The sequence below is a fragment of the Herbihabitans rhizosphaerae genome, from assembly GCF_004216555.1.
In the GTDB taxonomy this organism is placed as follows: Bacteria; Actinomycetota; Actinomycetes; order Mycobacteriales; family Pseudonocardiaceae; genus Herbihabitans; species Herbihabitans rhizosphaerae.
The window spans coordinates 123,838-138,581 of record NZ_SGWQ01000005.1 but is presented as its reverse complement, the minus strand read 5'-3'; the positions used below and the strand labels follow the sequence as shown (position 1 = coordinate 138,581).

Genomic DNA, 14,744 nt, shown 5'->3' with positions numbered 1-14,744 from the left:
ATGAACACAGGCCGACAAGCTGTTTACGCCGGCCGTTGTCGCCGAGCGCGACGCACCCGTCCCAGACGAGGAGACACCAGACCCGTGGCAGCTAAGAAGAACGAGTACAGCGCGCAGTCCATCACCGTGCTCGAGGGTCTGGAAGCGGTCCGCAAGCGTCCCGGTATGTACATCGGATCCACCGGTGAGCGCGGCCTGCACCACCTGGTCCAGGAGGTCGTGGACAACGCCGTCGACGAGGCGATGGCCGGGCACGCCACCCGCGTGGAGGTGACCCTGCTCGCCGACGGCGGCGTGCGCGTGGACGACGACGGCCGCGGCATTCCGGTCGACATGCACCCGGTGGAGAAGCGGCCGGCCGTCGAGGTCGTGATGACCACGCTGCACGCCGGCGGCAAGTTCGACAGTGACTCCTACGCCGTCTCCGGCGGCCTGCACGGCGTCGGCGTGTCGGTGGTCAACGCGCTGTCCACCGCGCTCGAGGTGGAGATCCACATCGACGGTACGGCCTACACCCAGCGCTACGAGGACTCCAAGCCCGCGCACGACTTGAAGAAGATCGGGCCCACCAAGCGCACGGGCTCCATCGTGACGTTCTGGGCGGACCCCACGATCTTCGAGACCACCACGTACAACGCGGAGACGATCGCCCGGCGGCTGCAGGAGATGGCCTTCCTGAACAAGGGCCTGACGATCACCCTGCGGGACGAGCGGGTCTCCGACGAGACCGAGGACGCCGAGGGCCAGACCGCGCAGATCAAGGAGCGCACGTACCACTACCCGGGTGGGCTCGAGGACTTCGTGCGGCACATCAACGCCACCCGCGACGCCATCCACAAGAACGTGATCTCCTTCAACGCCAAGGGAGACGGCCTCGAGGTCGAGGTGGCCATGCAGTGGAACACCGGCTACTCCGAGTCGGTGTTCACCTTCGCCAACACGATCAACACGCACGAGGGCGGCACCCACGAGGAGGGCTTCCGCGCGGCGCTGACCACCACGGTCAACCGGTACGCCCGCGAGAAGAAGCTGCTCAAGGAGAAGGACACCAACCTCACCGGTGACGACATCCGCGAGGGTCTCGCCGCGATCGTGTCGATCAAGCTGTCCGAGCCGCAGTTCGAGGGTCAGACCAAGACCAAGCTGGGCAACACCGAGGCGAAGTCGTTCGTGCAGACCACCTGCAACGAGTGGCTCGCCGACTGGTTCGAGCGCAACCCGTCCGACGCGAGGGTGATCGTCATCAAGGCGGTCTCCAGCGCCCAGGCCCGGATGGCCGCGCGCAAGGCCAAGGAGTTGGTCCGCCGCAAGGGCGCGCTGGACATCGGCGGCCTGCCCGGCAAGTTGAAGGACTGCCGCTCCACCAAGCCGGAGGAGTGCGAGCTCTACATCGTCGAGGGTGACTCCGCCGGCGGCTCGGCCAAGGAGGGCCGGGACTCCATGTACCAGGCGATCCTGCCGATCCGAGGCAAGATCATCAACGTGGAGAAGGCGCGCATCGACAAGGTCCTCAAGAACACCGAGGTCCAGTCGCTGATCACCGCGCTGGGGACCGGCATCCACGACGAGTTCGACCTCAGCAAGCTGCGCTACCACAAGATCGTGCTGATGGCCGACGCCGACGTGGACGGCAAGCACATCACCACGCTGCTGCTCACCCTGCTGTTCCGGTTCATGCGCCCGCTCATCGAGCACGGGCACGTCTACCTGTCGCAGCCGCCGCTGTACAAGATCAAGTGGCAGGGCCGCAATGCCCAGCCGGAGTACGCCTACTCCGACCGCGAGCGCGACGGGCTGCTCGAGCAGGGCACGGCCGCCGGCAAGCGGATCAACAAGGAAGACGGCATCCAGCGGTACAAGGGTCTCGGCGAGATGAACGCCGACGAGCTGTGGGAGACCACCATGGACCCGGCGAACCGGCTGCTGCTGCAGGTCACCCTGGACGACGCGGCCACCGCGGACGAGCTGTTCAGCGTGCTGATGGGTGAGGACGTCGAGGCGCGGCGCTCCTTCATCACCCGCAACGCGAAGGACGTCCGCTTCTTGGATGTGTGACCGCCTCGACGTCTGACCTACCCGCTCAGCTCCGAGTCAGCTCCAGGGCCGGGTTCGCGTTCAGCTCCGCGTTCAAGCGGGTGCGTGGCGTCCGCCCCAGCGCCGTTCGCACTCGGTAATGACCATTCGTCGCACGAGGCGGATCGGTCGTCACTATGTTGTCCCCGTGACGCATCGACCACGGTGCGCGGTTCGAGGGAGACATGGCGATGGAGGACCCGGAGGCGTGGGTCGAGCGCTACGCACGGGAGGCCGAGGAGCGCCTCACCAGAATGCAGGGCGTCAAGGAGCAACTCGGTAACACGTCCGGCACCGCGCAGAGCACCAACGGCGAGGTCAGCGTGACCGTCGGACCGGGCGGCAACCTGCTGAACATCGAGTTCAGCTCCAAGGTCAAGAACATCGCCCCGACCGAACTCGCCCAACTCGTGCTGCGCACCGCCCAGACCGCGCACCACAACGCCGGCCAGGAGATGCTCGCCGTCATGCGGCCCGAATTCGGCCAGAACAGCGAGGCCATGAGCTTCCTGGAGAGCCAGGTCGCCGCACCCGCGCCGCAGGAGGAACCGAACACGTTCGCGCCGCGTCAGTGGGATGAGGACGATCCTCAACGACCCAGGCGACCGCGGCCGGGAGCTGACCCGGACGACGACGAGGGCTTCGGCCCGATCATGAGGTGACCAGCGGATGACGCATCTGAACGTCAAGCCCGAAGAGTTGGACAAGCACAGCAAAACCGTCGCCCATCTCAGCGAGAGAGTGGGCAACTGCGCCAAGACGGGCAAGCAGACCAACCTCGGCATCAACTCGTTCGGCATCATCGGCCAGGCGTTCGCCCAAACCTTTGTCAGCTACTTCGTCGGCCAGGCGAACGACTCGCTGGACAAGGGGACCGAGCGAGTACAGAAGGTCGGCAAGGAGCTCGCGGCCAACGCCAAGGACCTCGAGGCCACCGAGCAGGACATCGCCAAGAGCTTCGGGAAGGGGCAGTAAGCCATGGACGGATCGCTGCCCGACCTCAAAGAGGACTACCAGAAAGACGCTTTCAAGGACCCGTCTTCGGCCACCGCCGGCGCGGGCCTGGTCAACGACATCACGGTGACCGCCCAGTCCATGGCCGACGGCAATTCGGCCGGCACCACGATGGGCCTGATGTCCACCGCGTTCGACGCGCTGTCGTTCGCCGCCGACCCGCTGCAGGGTCTGCTGTCCGCGGGGATCGGCTGGCTGATCGAGCACGTGTCGTTCCTGCGCGAGCCGCTCGACAAGCTCGCCGGCGATCCGGGTGCGATCCAGGCCGAGGCGGACACCTGGAAGAACATCGAGACCGAACTCGGCAAGATCAAGGGTGACTACGAGAACGCCATGAAGACGGAGATCGCCTCCTGGAAGGACAGGGTCGGCGACGCGTACCGCAACCATGGCAACGGGCTCGCCCAGGAGCTGCAGGGTTACTCGGCCGGCGCGCACGGTGCGTCCGAGGCGCTGAAGTACGGCGGCATCCTGGTCGGCATCGAACGCGGCATCATCCGGGAGATGATCACCACCTTCATCGCGAAGATGATCGAGCGGGCGGCGATCGCACTGGCCGCGTCGTTCTTCACGTTCGGCGGGGCGGCCGCGGTGTTCGCCGCCGACGCGGCGATCGAGGGCACGATTCTCGCCGGCAAGATCGCCAGCAAGATCTCCAAGCTGCTGCAGAAGCTCGCCCAGCTGATGACCAAGTTGAAGAAGCTCGGCGGGCAGCTCGGCCAGCTCGCCGCCAAGGGCGCGCAGGCGGCCGGCAAGGGTTCACAGGCCGCGAAGACCGTGGCGCAGAACGCCGGCAAGACGGCGGCGAAACACTACGACGCGCCGGTCAATCTGGCCGGCCAGGTAGGCAAGGTGTCCGGCAAGATCGACGACTTCGCGGCGGGCCGCCCGGTGCAGCCCACGGCCGGGCAGGCGCTCAAGGACACGGCCCGCACGAAGTTCTCACCGAAGGACAAGGACGGGAACCCGCAGATTCCCAACGTCGTGCACACCGTCCGCGGGCAGGTGCAGGCAGGGGAGCAGCGCGAGGAGTCCTACGAGGACAAGCACCCGGAGTACAAGAACGACTGAGCATCGAGCAGGCGGTCAGTCCCCGGCTTTCCAGACGCCCCAACGGGTGTCCCACGGAATGCCGGGGGCGTGCCGCTCGATCTCGGCCCGCAGCTTGTCCTGTTTGATGCCTCCGGGGAGATCGACGAACGGACGCTCGTTCGCGTCGTGCACGGTCATCCGCCCGCGCGCCTCGGCGAGCCCGGGGCAGCGCCGCACGGCTCCCGGACCGGTCAGCCACAGCCGCACGTTCGGCGTGGTGTGCTCGGTGCTCGCGGTCTGCGCGGCGATGTTCTTGATCTCCGTCCAGGGTACGCGGAGCAGCGTGTCGCGGGCGGTTTCCCGCCACCAGATCCCCCGGCGGTCGATCGCCATCCCGGCGCGTCCGCCGATCACGCCGAACTGGCGCAGCAACCCGTAGACGATCATCCCGCCGAAGATCGGCAGCAGCCACCAGAAGAACCGGAAGTAGAACGTCCATGCGTTGTCGTCAGCGGAGATCTCGCTCGCGATGAAGACCGAGCCGCCGTAGGTGACCACCAGCCACAGAACTCCGTTGAGGAGCATGGTCTTCCCGCCGCCGGTGCCGTGGTCCACGACCAGCGCCTCCGCGTCCGGGCCGTCCTCGATGTCGTGAAACACGCTGCCGTTCGCCATGGCGTCACCCTAACCAGGATGGCCAGATCACTTCTTGGGCCCGAGGTCTCGCCTGCACACTTCCCGCGGTGACAGGCGATCCACGTGGCGACGTAGCTCGACCGCGGCTTGACGGTGTGGCGGAGAAAGACGGAAGAAGGGTGACTCGCCGCGTTGGGGCGTGGCGACACCCCGAGCCTCGGCAAGCCGGGACAGTGGGCGACGGACTCCGGTCCCCGGAGCGTGACGGTGATCGACTTGAGGTCATCCTCGCTCGAGTGCCGTAGTCGTAGACCACGGCATCCTCGGCCGGTCGGTCATCGAGGTCGCCGAATACGTCGGGCATCACTGGTCCTCGCGATCGCGCCGAAGTGCCGTGCGCACCGCGTCGACGGTGGCCGCGGCGGCCGCGCACACGAGCAGGCCGAGCAGTGCGGCGAGGACGGTCAAGGGGATGGCGACGCCGAAGTACAGCCAGTCGCTGTGCATGGTGCCGACTGGTGAGTAGTCGTAGCCCGTGCGGCCCGACTCCGAGTCGTGCTGGGCGAACCGCTCCAACTCCACCGTGCGGCCCTCGTCCTCGACGTGGAGACCGGGCGCCTCCAGCACGATGGTGGTGGGCCTGTCCTTCCAGATGATCTCGACCTCGCACTCGGCCCACCGACCGAATCCGTACCAGCTGATCGGGTCGGACTCCGCGCAGCCGAGCACCTTCGCCGGCACCGTGCCGGCCGGATCGCCCGGCTGGTACCCGGACGCGGTGCGCACCGTGGACGCGCCGAGGAACACGCCGCCGGCCAACCCCACGGCGATCGCCAGTGTTCCGACCGACTGACCGACGGCCGCCCAGCGCGACGCCGGCTCGTCGGTCTTCGGCTCGGGGAACCACCGCCGCCAGCGCGCGCCCCAGCGGCGGCGGCGCGACTGCCACCGCACCGCCCGCTTGCGTGCTGCCGGGTCAGTCACCGGTCTTCCATGGGATGTCCGACGCGTGGCGGGCCGCTGCGTCACGCAGCTCGGCCGGGCCGACCGGCGACTCGAAGTCCGGCTCCTCCACCGAACCGGTCACCGACACCGCGCCCTTGTCCCGCGCGTAGGCCAGCCCGGGGCAGCGGTCGATCGACCCGGCGCCGCGAAGCCGCAGTTGAGCGCGCTCGGGCTGCTCGAAGATCGCGTCGACCTGGTCCCACGGCACCCGGAACACCGTGCCGCGCTTGCCGTCCGCCGCCCCACACGCCGCGCCCACCGCCGCCAGGATCCACCAGTCGGTGAAGTAGGACGTCCACGGATCGAGCTCGCCGTGGTTCACCACGATCGCGTCGGGTGCCGGACCGTCGGTGATGCCGTGGAACACGCGGGCCATGCCGGTAACCGTAACCGGTCCGATGTTTCCCGTGGAACCGCCAAGACCAGGGTCGGCTCCGGGCATTCCCCGATGTCAGAGCGTGCTCACGCGGTGACTCTGGTGATCATGAAGCGCACGATGACCGCGATCGCGGTGGGAGTGGTGACCGTGACCGGGGCGGTTCCGGCTTCGGCCGCGCAGCCGGAGACGACCCGGCCGATGACCGTGCGGGACGTGGCCGAGATCCGGCGCATCCCGCACACGGCGATCACCGCCGACGGCCGCCGCGCGGCGTTCACCGTCACCGAACCGTCCACAGTGGACAACACGGTGACGAGCCGGCTCATGGTCGTGGACACCGACGCGCCGGACCGGCCCCGAACCGTGGCGACGGTGCGCGGGCGCCTCGAGCGGATCGCCGAGATCTCGTGGACCCCGGACAGCCACGCGATTACCTACGTGGCGCCGGTCGACGGTGCCGGCGAGGTGTGGACCGTGCCCGCTTTCGGTGGCACACCAAGGAAACTGTTCTCCTCGCCGGTGCCCGCCGTGCCGGTCGGCGGGCAGCGCCTGCCGTTCTTCAACGCGGTGATCCCGCCGCACCTGTCCAAGGTGCTGCACCACTCGTGGTCGCCGGACGGGCGGGCCGTCGCGTTCACCGCGCCCCGCCTGATCGGCACCGCACCGCGCACCGGCGGCGTGGTCTACGACTCGGCGACCATGGGCATCCAGTCCTATGTGGAGGGTCAGTACGGCGCGCGGCCCCGGCACGAGGTCTGGGCCGCCGATCCGTTGACCGGGCAGACGAAACACCTCGCCGACCTCGATCTGACCGCCGTGGACGGGTGGGGGCCAGAGCAGGCCTGGTCCGCCGACGGCAAGCGGATCGAGCTGAACTACTACGGCCGCGCGTGGACCGTGGACGTGACCACCGGGCAACTGTCCACTGTGGACCCCAAGGATCTGACCGCGCCGAGGTGGCGCGAACAACTGCCGCAGGTGCCCGGCCAGCGCGGCGTGTGCTCGGCCGAATCGGTCAGCGCGGACGGCGACCGCGGCGTGTGCGTCCGCGAGGAGTCCGGTGTCCCGCCGCGGCTGGCCGTGGTCGACAAGCCGACCGCCAGCGTGCGCGACGGGTACGACCCGAACCCATGGTTCCGCGGTGTCACATTCCTGTCGCCCGTCCGCCAGGAATGGACCAACGCCTACGGCAAGAAGGCCACCGGATATGTGATCACTCCACCGGAGTGCGGCGACGGAAAGCGCTGCCCGGCCGTCGTGATCACGCACGGCCACGGCGCGGGCGAGCGGTTCATGTCGCCGTGGTTCGAATGGGACGCGGCCTCGCAGGTGCTCGCCCAGCGCGGCTACGTGGTGCTGTTGGTGAACGATTCCACGGGCGTGTTCCCACAGCCGGGCAAGGACTGGGAGGAGACCAAGCGCAACCTCGGGCTGGACGCGGTGGCCACCATGCGGGCCGCCGTCAAGGCAGGAGTGGACAGCGGCCTGCTCGATCCGGCGCGCGTCGGCATCACCGGCTACAGCCGGGGCGCCGAGATCGCCGAACTCGCCGTGGCGCACACCGACACGTTCAGCGCCGCGACCATGGGCGACGGCGGAGGCGGCACGGCCGGCTACTGGATTCTCGGTGCCGTCGGTCCGCCGAAGCAGATCCTGGACGGGGCGTTCGGCGGCTCGCCTGTCGACCCGGCGGCCGAGCAGCGGTGGCGCGAGTTCGCCCCGGACCTCAACGCGCACAAGGTGAAGGCCCCGCTGCTGTTCCAGATGGCCGAGGGCAACAGCGTGGCGAACACCGAGTTGTACAGCTACGTGCGGGCGCGCACGACCCCCGCCGAACTGGTCACCTTCCCCGGCGAGAACCACCTGCTCCAACAGCCGGCCAACCGCGCCGCCGCGATGAACCGCAACCTCCAGTGGTTCGACTACTGGCTGCTCGACCGCCGGTCCGACGACCCGTCCACTGTGGACCAGTACGCGCGCTGGGACGCGATGCGGGCGGCCTGGCGTAGATGATCAACCCCGGGGTTTGGCCAGGCGGTGATCCAGGGCACAATCGTCGCACGGTGTAGTCGGCGTGCGTGGAGGAAGTCGTGGGATTCGGACCGGTCGGACCACTCGAGTCGGGCGGCTTTCCGCCGATCGGCGACTACGGGTTCCTGTCCGACTGCGAGACCACCGCGCTGGTCGCCCCCGGCGGCAACATCGAGTGGCTGTGCCTGCCGAGGATGGACTCGCCGAGCGTGTTCGGCGCGATCCTGGACCGCGGCGCCGGCAGCTTCCGGGTCGGGCCGGCCACCGTCGAGGTGCCGGCCGCGCGGCGATACATCCCCGGCACCAACGTGCTCGAGACCAGCTGGTGGACGCCGGACGGCTGGCTCGTGGTGAACGACGCGCTGCTGGTCGGCCCGTGGCACCACGAGAACGACCGCTCGCGCACACACAAGCGCGCGCCAACCGACTACGACGCCGACCACGTCCTGCTGCGCACGATGCGCTGCGTGAACGGCCAGGTCCAGGTGCGGATGGACTGCGAGCCGGTGTTCGACTACGGGCAACACGCCGCGCGTTGGTCCTACCCGGCCGACGGCTACCACGAGCTGATCGCCACCACCGAGGAGTCCGACGTCCAGTTGCGCATCACCACCGACATCAACGTCGGCGTCGAGGGCCCGCGCGCCACCGCCCGCACGCTGCTCAAGGAGGGCGAGTGCCGGTTCGTGGCACTGTCCTGGAGCGAGCACGCGCCGCCGCGCACGTTCGAGGAGGCGCGTGACCGGCTGCGCTGGACCTGCCACCACTGGCAGCACTGGCTCGACCGCGGCCGCTTCCCCGACCACCCGTGGCGGGCCTACCTGCAGCGCAGCGCGCTCACCCTCAAGGGCCTGACGTTCGCGCCGACCGGGGCGATGGTCGCCGCCGCCACCACCTCGCTGCCCGAGACGCCGGGCGGTGAGCGCAACTGGGACTACCGGTACACCTGGATCCGCGACGCCACCTTCACGCTCTGGGCGCTCTACACGCTCGGGTACGACTGGGAGGCGAACGACTTCTTCTACTACATCGCCGACCTCGCCGAGTCCGAGCGCGGCGAGCTGCAGATCATGTACGGCGTCGGGTCCGAGCAGAAGTTGGACGAGTCCACGCTTGACCACCTCTCCGGATACGAGGGCGCCAAGCCCGTCCGGGTCGGCAACGCGGCGTACACGCAGAAACAGCACGACCTGTGGGGCGCGGTCGTCGGCGCGATCCACCTGTACACCAAGTCCCGCGACGGGCTGGACGACCGGCTCTGGCAGATCGTGAACGAGCAGGTCGAGCAGTGTCTGGCGCAGTGGCGCGAGCCGGACCAGGGCATCTGGGAGGTGCGCTCGGGCGCGCAGCACTTCACCTCGTCCAAGGTCGCCTGCTGGATGGCCTGCGACTCGGGCTCCAAGCTCGCCGAGGGGCGCGGCGAGCACGACCTGGCCGTGCGCTGGCGGGCCGCCGCCGACGAGATCCGCGAGGACGTGATCGCCAACGCGGTCGACGATCGCGGCGTGTTCACCCAGCACTACGGCACCAAGGCGCTGGACGCCTCGGTGCTGCTGATCCCGCTGCTCGGGTTCCTGCCGCCGTCCGACGACCGGGTGAAGGCGACCGTGCTGGCGATCGCCAACGAGCTGACCGAGGACGGCCTGGTGCTGCGCTACCGCGTGGACCACACCGAGGACGGGCTCGCCGGCGAGGAGGGCACGTTCACGATCTGCTCGTTCTGGCTGGTGTCCGCGCTGGCCATGATCGGCGAGCTGCCGCGCGCCAGGGCGCTGTGCGAGAAGCTGCTGTCCTACTCCAGTTCGCTGCAGCTGTACGCGGAGGAGATCGACTCGCGCACCGGCCGGCACCTCGGCAACTTCCCGCAGGCGTTCACCCACCTCGCGCTGATCAACGCGGTGACGGCGGTGATCCGGGCAGAGCGCGCCGACCAGTCCGCGCGGCTGCGGCCCTAGTCACTTCGGGATCGCCTCGACGGCGGCCTTCGCGATGTTCGTCGCCTCGGCCTGGCACGTCGCCGACGGGTGCTCCTTGTCGCCGAGGTAGACGGTCACGACCACGTTCCCGTCGAGCACGTAGAGGACGCAGTTCCACACCGGGGTCTTGCCCTCGAAGAACGCCAACTCGGCGAACGGCAGCGGGGCGTCGGGCTTGTTCTGCCGAATGTTGATGAAGAAGCGGCGCTGCTCGGCGGCCCCGGACCTGTAACGGCTCGACGGCTCCAGCGCCCATTCCACCTTGGCGTGGTCCTTGTTCGCCGCGTTCACCCACGTGCACCACGTCAGATGGCGGTCCTGGTAGATGTCCCGATGGGGCGCGCGCGGCGGCATCGGGAGCTTGGGCGCCGCCTCCGCACAGGGCGCCAGCCGCGTGTACTTGTCCGGCGGCAGGGCGGGGGTGGTCGTCGTGCGGCGAGTCGTCGTCGTGGCGGGCGGCTCACTGGTCGGCGTGGCCTCGGTGGTCTGGCTGACCGTCGATCCACCGGCGGTCGGCTTCTCGTCGTCGTCGGCCACCGCGAAGTACAGCCCGACGCCGATGCCGGCCAGCGCGACCAGACCGATCACCAGCGCGATGATCAGCCCGGTGTTCGACCTCGGCCTCTGCCATTCCTGTCGCATCGGCGCGACGGTATCCGGGCGAACGGCCAGGCCGCTGGTCTTTAGACCACGATGAAAACCGCTGGTCTTCGGCTCGAAGACCACGGGAAGACCCGGCGAAGACCGGCGCGCTGCACGGTCTTGGCATGGATTGGATGTCGTCGCCCATCGTCAGAGCCGCCGGCTGGGTGCTCGGAGGCGTGGTGGCCACCGTGCTGCTCACCACGCTCACCGGAATCGGATCGCAGCCGATCCCGCACACCGGCATGCGGGTGCCGATCGCCGCCCCGGCGGTGCCCAAGCCCGCGCCCGTCGTTCGGCCCGCCCCAGGAGCCGTCCCAGCACCACCCGCCGCCGCGCCCGCCCGGCCGGTGGTCGAGCCGCCGCGGCCGGCGCCCGTGAAGGCGGTCGCGCAACCGCGCACCGTCAATGCCGTGACCCGGACCGTCGTCAAGCAGATCGACGCGGCCACCGCGTTCGCCAGGAAGGTCACCGCCGACTCGATGCGACACCCGGCGGTCCAGTTCGCGTTGAGGAGGGCCCGGTGAACGACATGGTGCTGTTCGGACTGCTCGGCCCGCTGCGGGTGCGCCACGGCGGCACCGAGATCGACGTCGGCGCGGACAAGCCGCGCACCGTGCTGACCGCGCTGCTGGCCGCGCCCAACACGTGGGTGCCGACCGAGGCGATCATCGACGCGGTCTGGCCGCACGCCCGGCCGCCGTCGGTGCGGGACAACCTCAAGACCTACGTGTGGATGCTGCGCGGCGCGCTCCCCGGCCGGATCGAGGGCCGGCCCGGCGCGTACCGGATCCTCGTCGACGACCACGAGCTGGACACCCGGCTGTTCGAACATAGTTACCTCGAGGCGCGCCGGCTGCTCGCCTCCGGCAGCCCCGCCGCGGCGACCACCCGGCTGCGCGCCGCCCTGCGGCTGTGGCGCGGCGAGCCGTTCACCCCGCTCGACTCGGACCACGCCACGACCGAGGCGGCGCGGCTGCGTGAACTGCGCTGGCGCTCACGCGAGGCGCTCACCGACTCGCTGCTCGCGACCGACCGCGCCGGCGAGGCGATCAGGGAACTGCAGGCGATGCTCGCCGAGGACCCCCTGCGCGAGCTGACCTGGTATCGCCTGCTCGTGGCGCTCGACCTGGACGGCAGGCGCTCCGACGCGCTCGCCGCCTACCACCGGGCCCGCCACCACCTGCGCACCGAGCTGGGCGTGGAACCGGGACGCGAACTGCGCACGGTCTACCAGCGGCTGCTCATCACCGAGCCCGCGCTCACCGGGTAACCCTGGTCAGGGCCGTTCGTGGAGGCTTCCCGCGAGCCTAAGTTTCTGGGCTGACCTGGGCAGATAGACTGTCCGGGTTGCCCGCCTCCATCCAAGAGGCTGGCAAGTCGAAGCCCCGAGCTGGGTCGGAAGGAAGCTCAACACGTGACGGATACAACCGTGCCGCCCGAGGGCGACCGCGTCGAGCCGGTCGACATCCAGCAGGAGATGCAGCGCTCCTACATCGACTACGCCATGAGCGTGATCGTGAGCCGCGCGCTGCCCGACGTGCGGGACGGCCTCAAGCCGGTCGCCCGCCGCATCCTGTACTCGATGTACGACACCGGCCTGCGGCCAGAGCGCAGCTACGTGAAGTGCTCCCGCGTGGTCGGCGACGTGATGGGCAACTATCACCCGCACGGCGACTCGGCCATCTACGACGCGCTCGTGCGCCTCGCGCAGGGCTGGTCGCTGCGGTATCCGCTGGTCGACGGCCAGGGCAACTTCGGCTCGTCGGGCAACGACCCGGCCGCCGCGATGAGGTACACCGAGGCGCGGCTGACCCAGTTGGCCATGCACATGCTGGCCGACATCGACAAGGAGACCGTCGACTTCTCGCCGAACTACGACGGGAAGGTCAGCGAGCCCGACGTCCTGCCGGCGCGCATCCCGAACCTGCTGGTCAACGGCGGTTCCGGAATCGCGGTCGGCATGGCCACCAACATCCCGCCGCACAACCTGCGCGAGGTGGCCGACGGTGTGGTCTGGGCGCTGGAGAACTGGGAAGCCGGCGAGGACGAGACGCTCGCCGCGATGATGCAGCGGATCAAGGGCCCGGACTTCCCGACCAAGGGCCTGATCCTCGGCACCCAGGGCATCGAGGACGCCTACCGCACCGGCCGCGGTTCGATCAAGATGCGCTCGGTCGTGGAGGTCGAGGAGGACGCCAAGGGGCGCACCATCCTCGTGGTCACCGAGCTGCCGTACCAGGTCAACCCGGACAACCTGGTCGAGAACATCGCCGCCCTGGTGCGCGACCAGAAGCTCACCGGCATCGCGGACATCGCCGACGAGTCCAACTCGCGCAGCGGCATGCGCATCGTGATCGCGCTCAAGCGTGACGCGGTCGCCAAGGTCGTGCTGAACAACCTGTACAAGCACACCCAGCTGCAGCACAACTTCGGCGTGAACATGCTGGCCCTGGTCGACGGCGTGCCGCGCACGCTGCGGCTGGACCAGATCGTGCGGCACTACGTGCGCCACCAGGTCGACGTGATCATCCGGCGCACCAAGTACCTGCTGCGCAAGGCCGAGGAACGGGCCCACATCCTGCGCGGTCTGGTCAAGGCGCTGGACATGCTGGACGAGGTGATCGCGCTGATCCGCCGGTCGCCGACGGTGGACGAGGCGCGCAGCGGCCTGATGGGCCTGCTCGACGTGGACGAGATCCAGGCCACCGCGATCCTGGACATGCAGCTGCGCAAGCTGGCCGCGCTGGAGCGTCAGAAGATCGTCGACGAGCTGGCCGAGATCGAGCGGGAGATCGCCGAGCTCAAGGACATCCTGGACAAGCCGGAGCGCCAGCGGAACATCGTGCGCGACGAGTTGCTGGAGATCGTCGAGAAGCACGGCGACCAGCGGCGCACCACGATCATCCCGTTCGACGGCGACGTGTCCATCGAGGACCTCATCGCGGTCGAGGACGTCGTGGTCACCATCACCCGCACGGGTTACGCCAAACGGACGAAAACCGATCTGTACCGCGCGCAGAAGCGCGGCGGCAAGGGCGTGCAGGGTGCCGGCCTCAAGCAGGACGACATCGTGGCGCACTTCTTCGTGTGCTCCACGCACGACTGGATGCTGTTCTTCACCAACAAGGGGCGCGTCTACCGGATCAAGGCCTACGAGCTACCGGAGGCCAACCGCAACGCGCGCGGCCAGCACGTGGCCAACCTGCTCGCGTTCCAGCCGGACGAGCAGATCGCCCAGGTGATCCAGATCAAGGACTACCAGGTCGCCCCGTACCTGGTGCTGGCCACCAAGAAGGGGCTGGTCAAGAAGTCCAAGCTGGACGACTTCGACTCGCCGCGCAGCGGTGGCCTGATCGGCATCAACCTGCGCGAGGACGACGAGCTGGTCGGCGCCGTGTTGTGCTCGGCGGAGGACGACCTGCTGCTGGTGTCCGCCGGCGGCCAGTCCATCCGGTTCCACGCCTCCGACGACGCACTGCGGCCGATGGGCAGGGCCACCTCCGGCGTGCTCGGCATGCGGTTCAACGAGGGCGACGAGCTGCTCACCCTCGGCGTGGTCCGCGAGGGCACGTTCGTGCTCGTGGCCACCGACGGCGGGTACGCCAAGCGCACCGCGATCGAGGACTATTCGGTCCAGGGTCGCGGCGGCAAGGGTGTTTTGACCATCCAGTACGACCGAAGGCGTGGCAGGCTGGTGGGGGCGCTCATCGTGGACGTCGACGACGAGGTGTACGCGATCACGTCGTCCGGCGGAGTCATCCGCACCGCGGCGAAGCAGGTCCGCAAGGCGGGCCGGCAGACCAAGGGTGTGCGGTTGATGAACCTCGGTGACGGCACCACGCTGGTGGCGATCGCCCGCAGCGCGGACGAGCCGTCCAACGGCGAAGGCGAGGAAGCAGAGCCCGAGCCCGAGCAGGAGAACGGGTAAGCACGACGACGCGAACATGTAGGGG

The 14,744-nt window shown here is 69.0% G+C and carries 13 protein-coding genes; 9 read left to right on the top strand and 4 right to left on the bottom strand.

The window, feature by feature from the left end:
* Positions 1–84: 84 nt before the first annotated feature.
* The 4 genes from gyrB (at position 85) to EV193_RS16670 (ending at position 4,158) form a co-directional block, all read left to right on the top strand.
* Positions 85–2,055, top strand: coding sequence for a DNA topoisomerase (ATP-hydrolyzing) subunit B (gene gyrB / locus EV193_RS16685; RefSeq protein WP_130345067.1), 1,971 nt, complete (start codon positions 85–87; stop codon positions 2,053–2,055).
* Positions 2,056–2,258: 203 nt separating this feature from the next.
* Entirely contained in the window at positions 2,259–2,735 is a 477-nt protein-coding gene (locus tag EV193_RS16680) for a YbaB/EbfC family nucleoid-associated protein (protein WP_130345066.1), read from the top strand.
* Between the two features lie 7 nt (positions 2,736–2,742).
* On the top strand, positions 2,743–3,048 hold the full coding sequence (locus EV193_RS16675) for a type VII secretion target (RefSeq protein WP_130345065.1): 306 nt from the start codon (positions 2,743–2,745) through the stop codon (positions 3,046–3,048).
* Positions 3,049–3,051: 3 nt separating this feature from the next.
* A complete protein-coding gene (locus EV193_RS16670; RefSeq protein ID WP_130345064.1) occupies positions 3,052–4,158 on the top strand; it encodes a hypothetical protein in 1,107 nt (368 codons plus the stop codon).
* A gap of 15 nt (positions 4,159–4,173) precedes the next feature.
* Here EV193_RS16670 and EV193_RS16665 read toward each other — a convergent pair whose 3' ends face one another.
* The 3 genes from EV193_RS16665 to EV193_RS16655 form a co-directional block, all read right to left on the bottom strand.
* On the bottom strand, positions 4,174–4,794 hold the full coding sequence (locus EV193_RS16665) for a hypothetical protein (RefSeq protein WP_130345063.1): 621 nt from the start codon (positions 4,792–4,794) through the stop codon (positions 4,174–4,176).
* 324 nt (positions 4,795–5,118) lie between these two features.
* Positions 5,119–5,739 (bottom strand): DUF6346 domain-containing protein, encoded by a 621-nt coding sequence (locus EV193_RS16660; protein ID WP_130345062.1) that lies wholly within the window; start codon positions 5,737–5,739, stop codon positions 5,119–5,121.
* Positions 5,732–6,136, bottom strand: coding sequence for a hypothetical protein (locus tag EV193_RS16655; protein WP_130345061.1), 405 nt, complete (start codon positions 6,134–6,136; stop codon positions 5,732–5,734). Before EV193_RS16655 ends, EV193_RS16660 begins: the two co-directional genes overlap by 8 nt.
* 108 nt (positions 6,137–6,244) lie before the next feature.
* Here EV193_RS16655 and EV193_RS16650 point away from each other — a divergent pair, with 108 nt between their 5' ends.
* Together EV193_RS16650 and EV193_RS16645 are read left to right on the top strand one after the other, a co-directional pair.
* The gene (locus EV193_RS16650; protein ID WP_207222672.1) at positions 6,245–8,152 is read left to right on the top strand and encodes a prolyl oligopeptidase family serine peptidase; all 1,908 of its coding nucleotides are present in this window, start codon (positions 6,245–6,247) and stop codon (positions 8,150–8,152) included.
* A gap of 77 nt (positions 8,153–8,229) precedes the next feature.
* The gene (locus EV193_RS16645) at positions 8,230–10,125 is read left to right on the top strand and encodes a glycoside hydrolase family 15 protein (RefSeq protein ID WP_207222671.1); all 1,896 of its coding nucleotides are present in this window, start codon (positions 8,230–8,232) and stop codon (positions 10,123–10,125) included.
* Here EV193_RS16645 and EV193_RS33355 read toward each other — a convergent pair whose 3' ends face one another.
* Positions 10,126–10,788, bottom strand: coding sequence for a flagellar basal body-associated FliL family protein (locus tag EV193_RS33355; RefSeq protein ID WP_165401378.1), 663 nt, complete (start codon positions 10,786–10,788; stop codon positions 10,126–10,128). It abuts the gene before it with no gap.
* Positions 10,789–10,913: 125 nt separating this feature from the next.
* On the opposite strand from EV193_RS33355, the gene EV193_RS33350 reads away from it, so the two are divergent.
* From EV193_RS33350 to gyrA, 3 genes are all read left to right on the top strand, one after another.
* On the top strand, positions 10,914–11,315 hold the full coding sequence (locus tag EV193_RS33350) for a hypothetical protein (protein WP_165401377.1): 402 nt from the start codon (positions 10,914–10,916) through the stop codon (positions 11,313–11,315).
* Positions 11,316–11,320: 5 nt separating this feature from the next.
* Positions 11,321–12,061: an AfsR/SARP family transcriptional regulator gene (locus EV193_RS16635; RefSeq protein WP_242613483.1), complete on the top strand. Its 741-nt coding sequence runs from the start codon at positions 11,321–11,323 to the stop codon at positions 12,059–12,061.
* A gap of 144 nt (positions 12,062–12,205) precedes the next feature.
* Positions 12,206–14,719, top strand: coding sequence for a DNA gyrase subunit A (gene gyrA / locus EV193_RS16630; protein ID WP_130345057.1), 2,514 nt, complete (start codon positions 12,206–12,208; stop codon positions 14,717–14,719).
* Positions 14,720–14,744: the final 25 nt, after the last annotated feature.

What these genes read in the sequence shown, in the direction of transcription:
- EV193_RS16680 (WP_130345066.1), top strand. Translation starts at nt 2,259, where the DNA reads ATGGCGATGGAGGACCCGGAGGCGTGGGTCGAGCGCTACGCACGGGAG.
- EV193_RS16675 (WP_130345065.1), top strand. Translation starts at nt 2,743, where the DNA reads ATGACGCATCTGAACGTCAAGCCCGAAGAGTTGGACAAGCACAGCAAA.
- EV193_RS16670 (WP_130345064.1), top strand. Translation starts at nt 3,052, where the DNA reads ATGGACGGATCGCTGCCCGACCTCAAAGAGGACTACCAGAAAGACGCT.
- EV193_RS16665 (WP_130345063.1), bottom strand. Translation starts at nt 4,794, where the DNA reads ATGGCGAACGGCAGCGTGTTTCACGACATCGAGGACGGCCCGGACGCG.
- EV193_RS16655 (WP_130345061.1), bottom strand. Translation starts at nt 6,136, where the DNA reads ATGGCCCGCGTGTTCCACGGCATCACCGACGGTCCGGCACCCGACGCG.
- EV193_RS16650 (WP_207222672.1), top strand. Translation starts at nt 6,245, where the DNA reads ATGAAGCGCACGATGACCGCGATCGCGGTGGGAGTGGTGACCGTGACC.
- EV193_RS33355 (WP_165401378.1), bottom strand. Translation starts at nt 10,788, where the DNA reads ATGCGACAGGAATGGCAGAGGCCGAGGTCGAACACCGGGCTGATCATC.
- EV193_RS33350 (WP_165401377.1), top strand. Translation starts at nt 10,914, where the DNA reads ATGGATTGGATGTCGTCGCCCATCGTCAGAGCCGCCGGCTGGGTGCTC.
- EV193_RS16635 (WP_242613483.1), top strand. Translation starts at nt 11,321, where the DNA reads ATGGTGCTGTTCGGACTGCTCGGCCCGCTGCGGGTGCGCCACGGCGGC.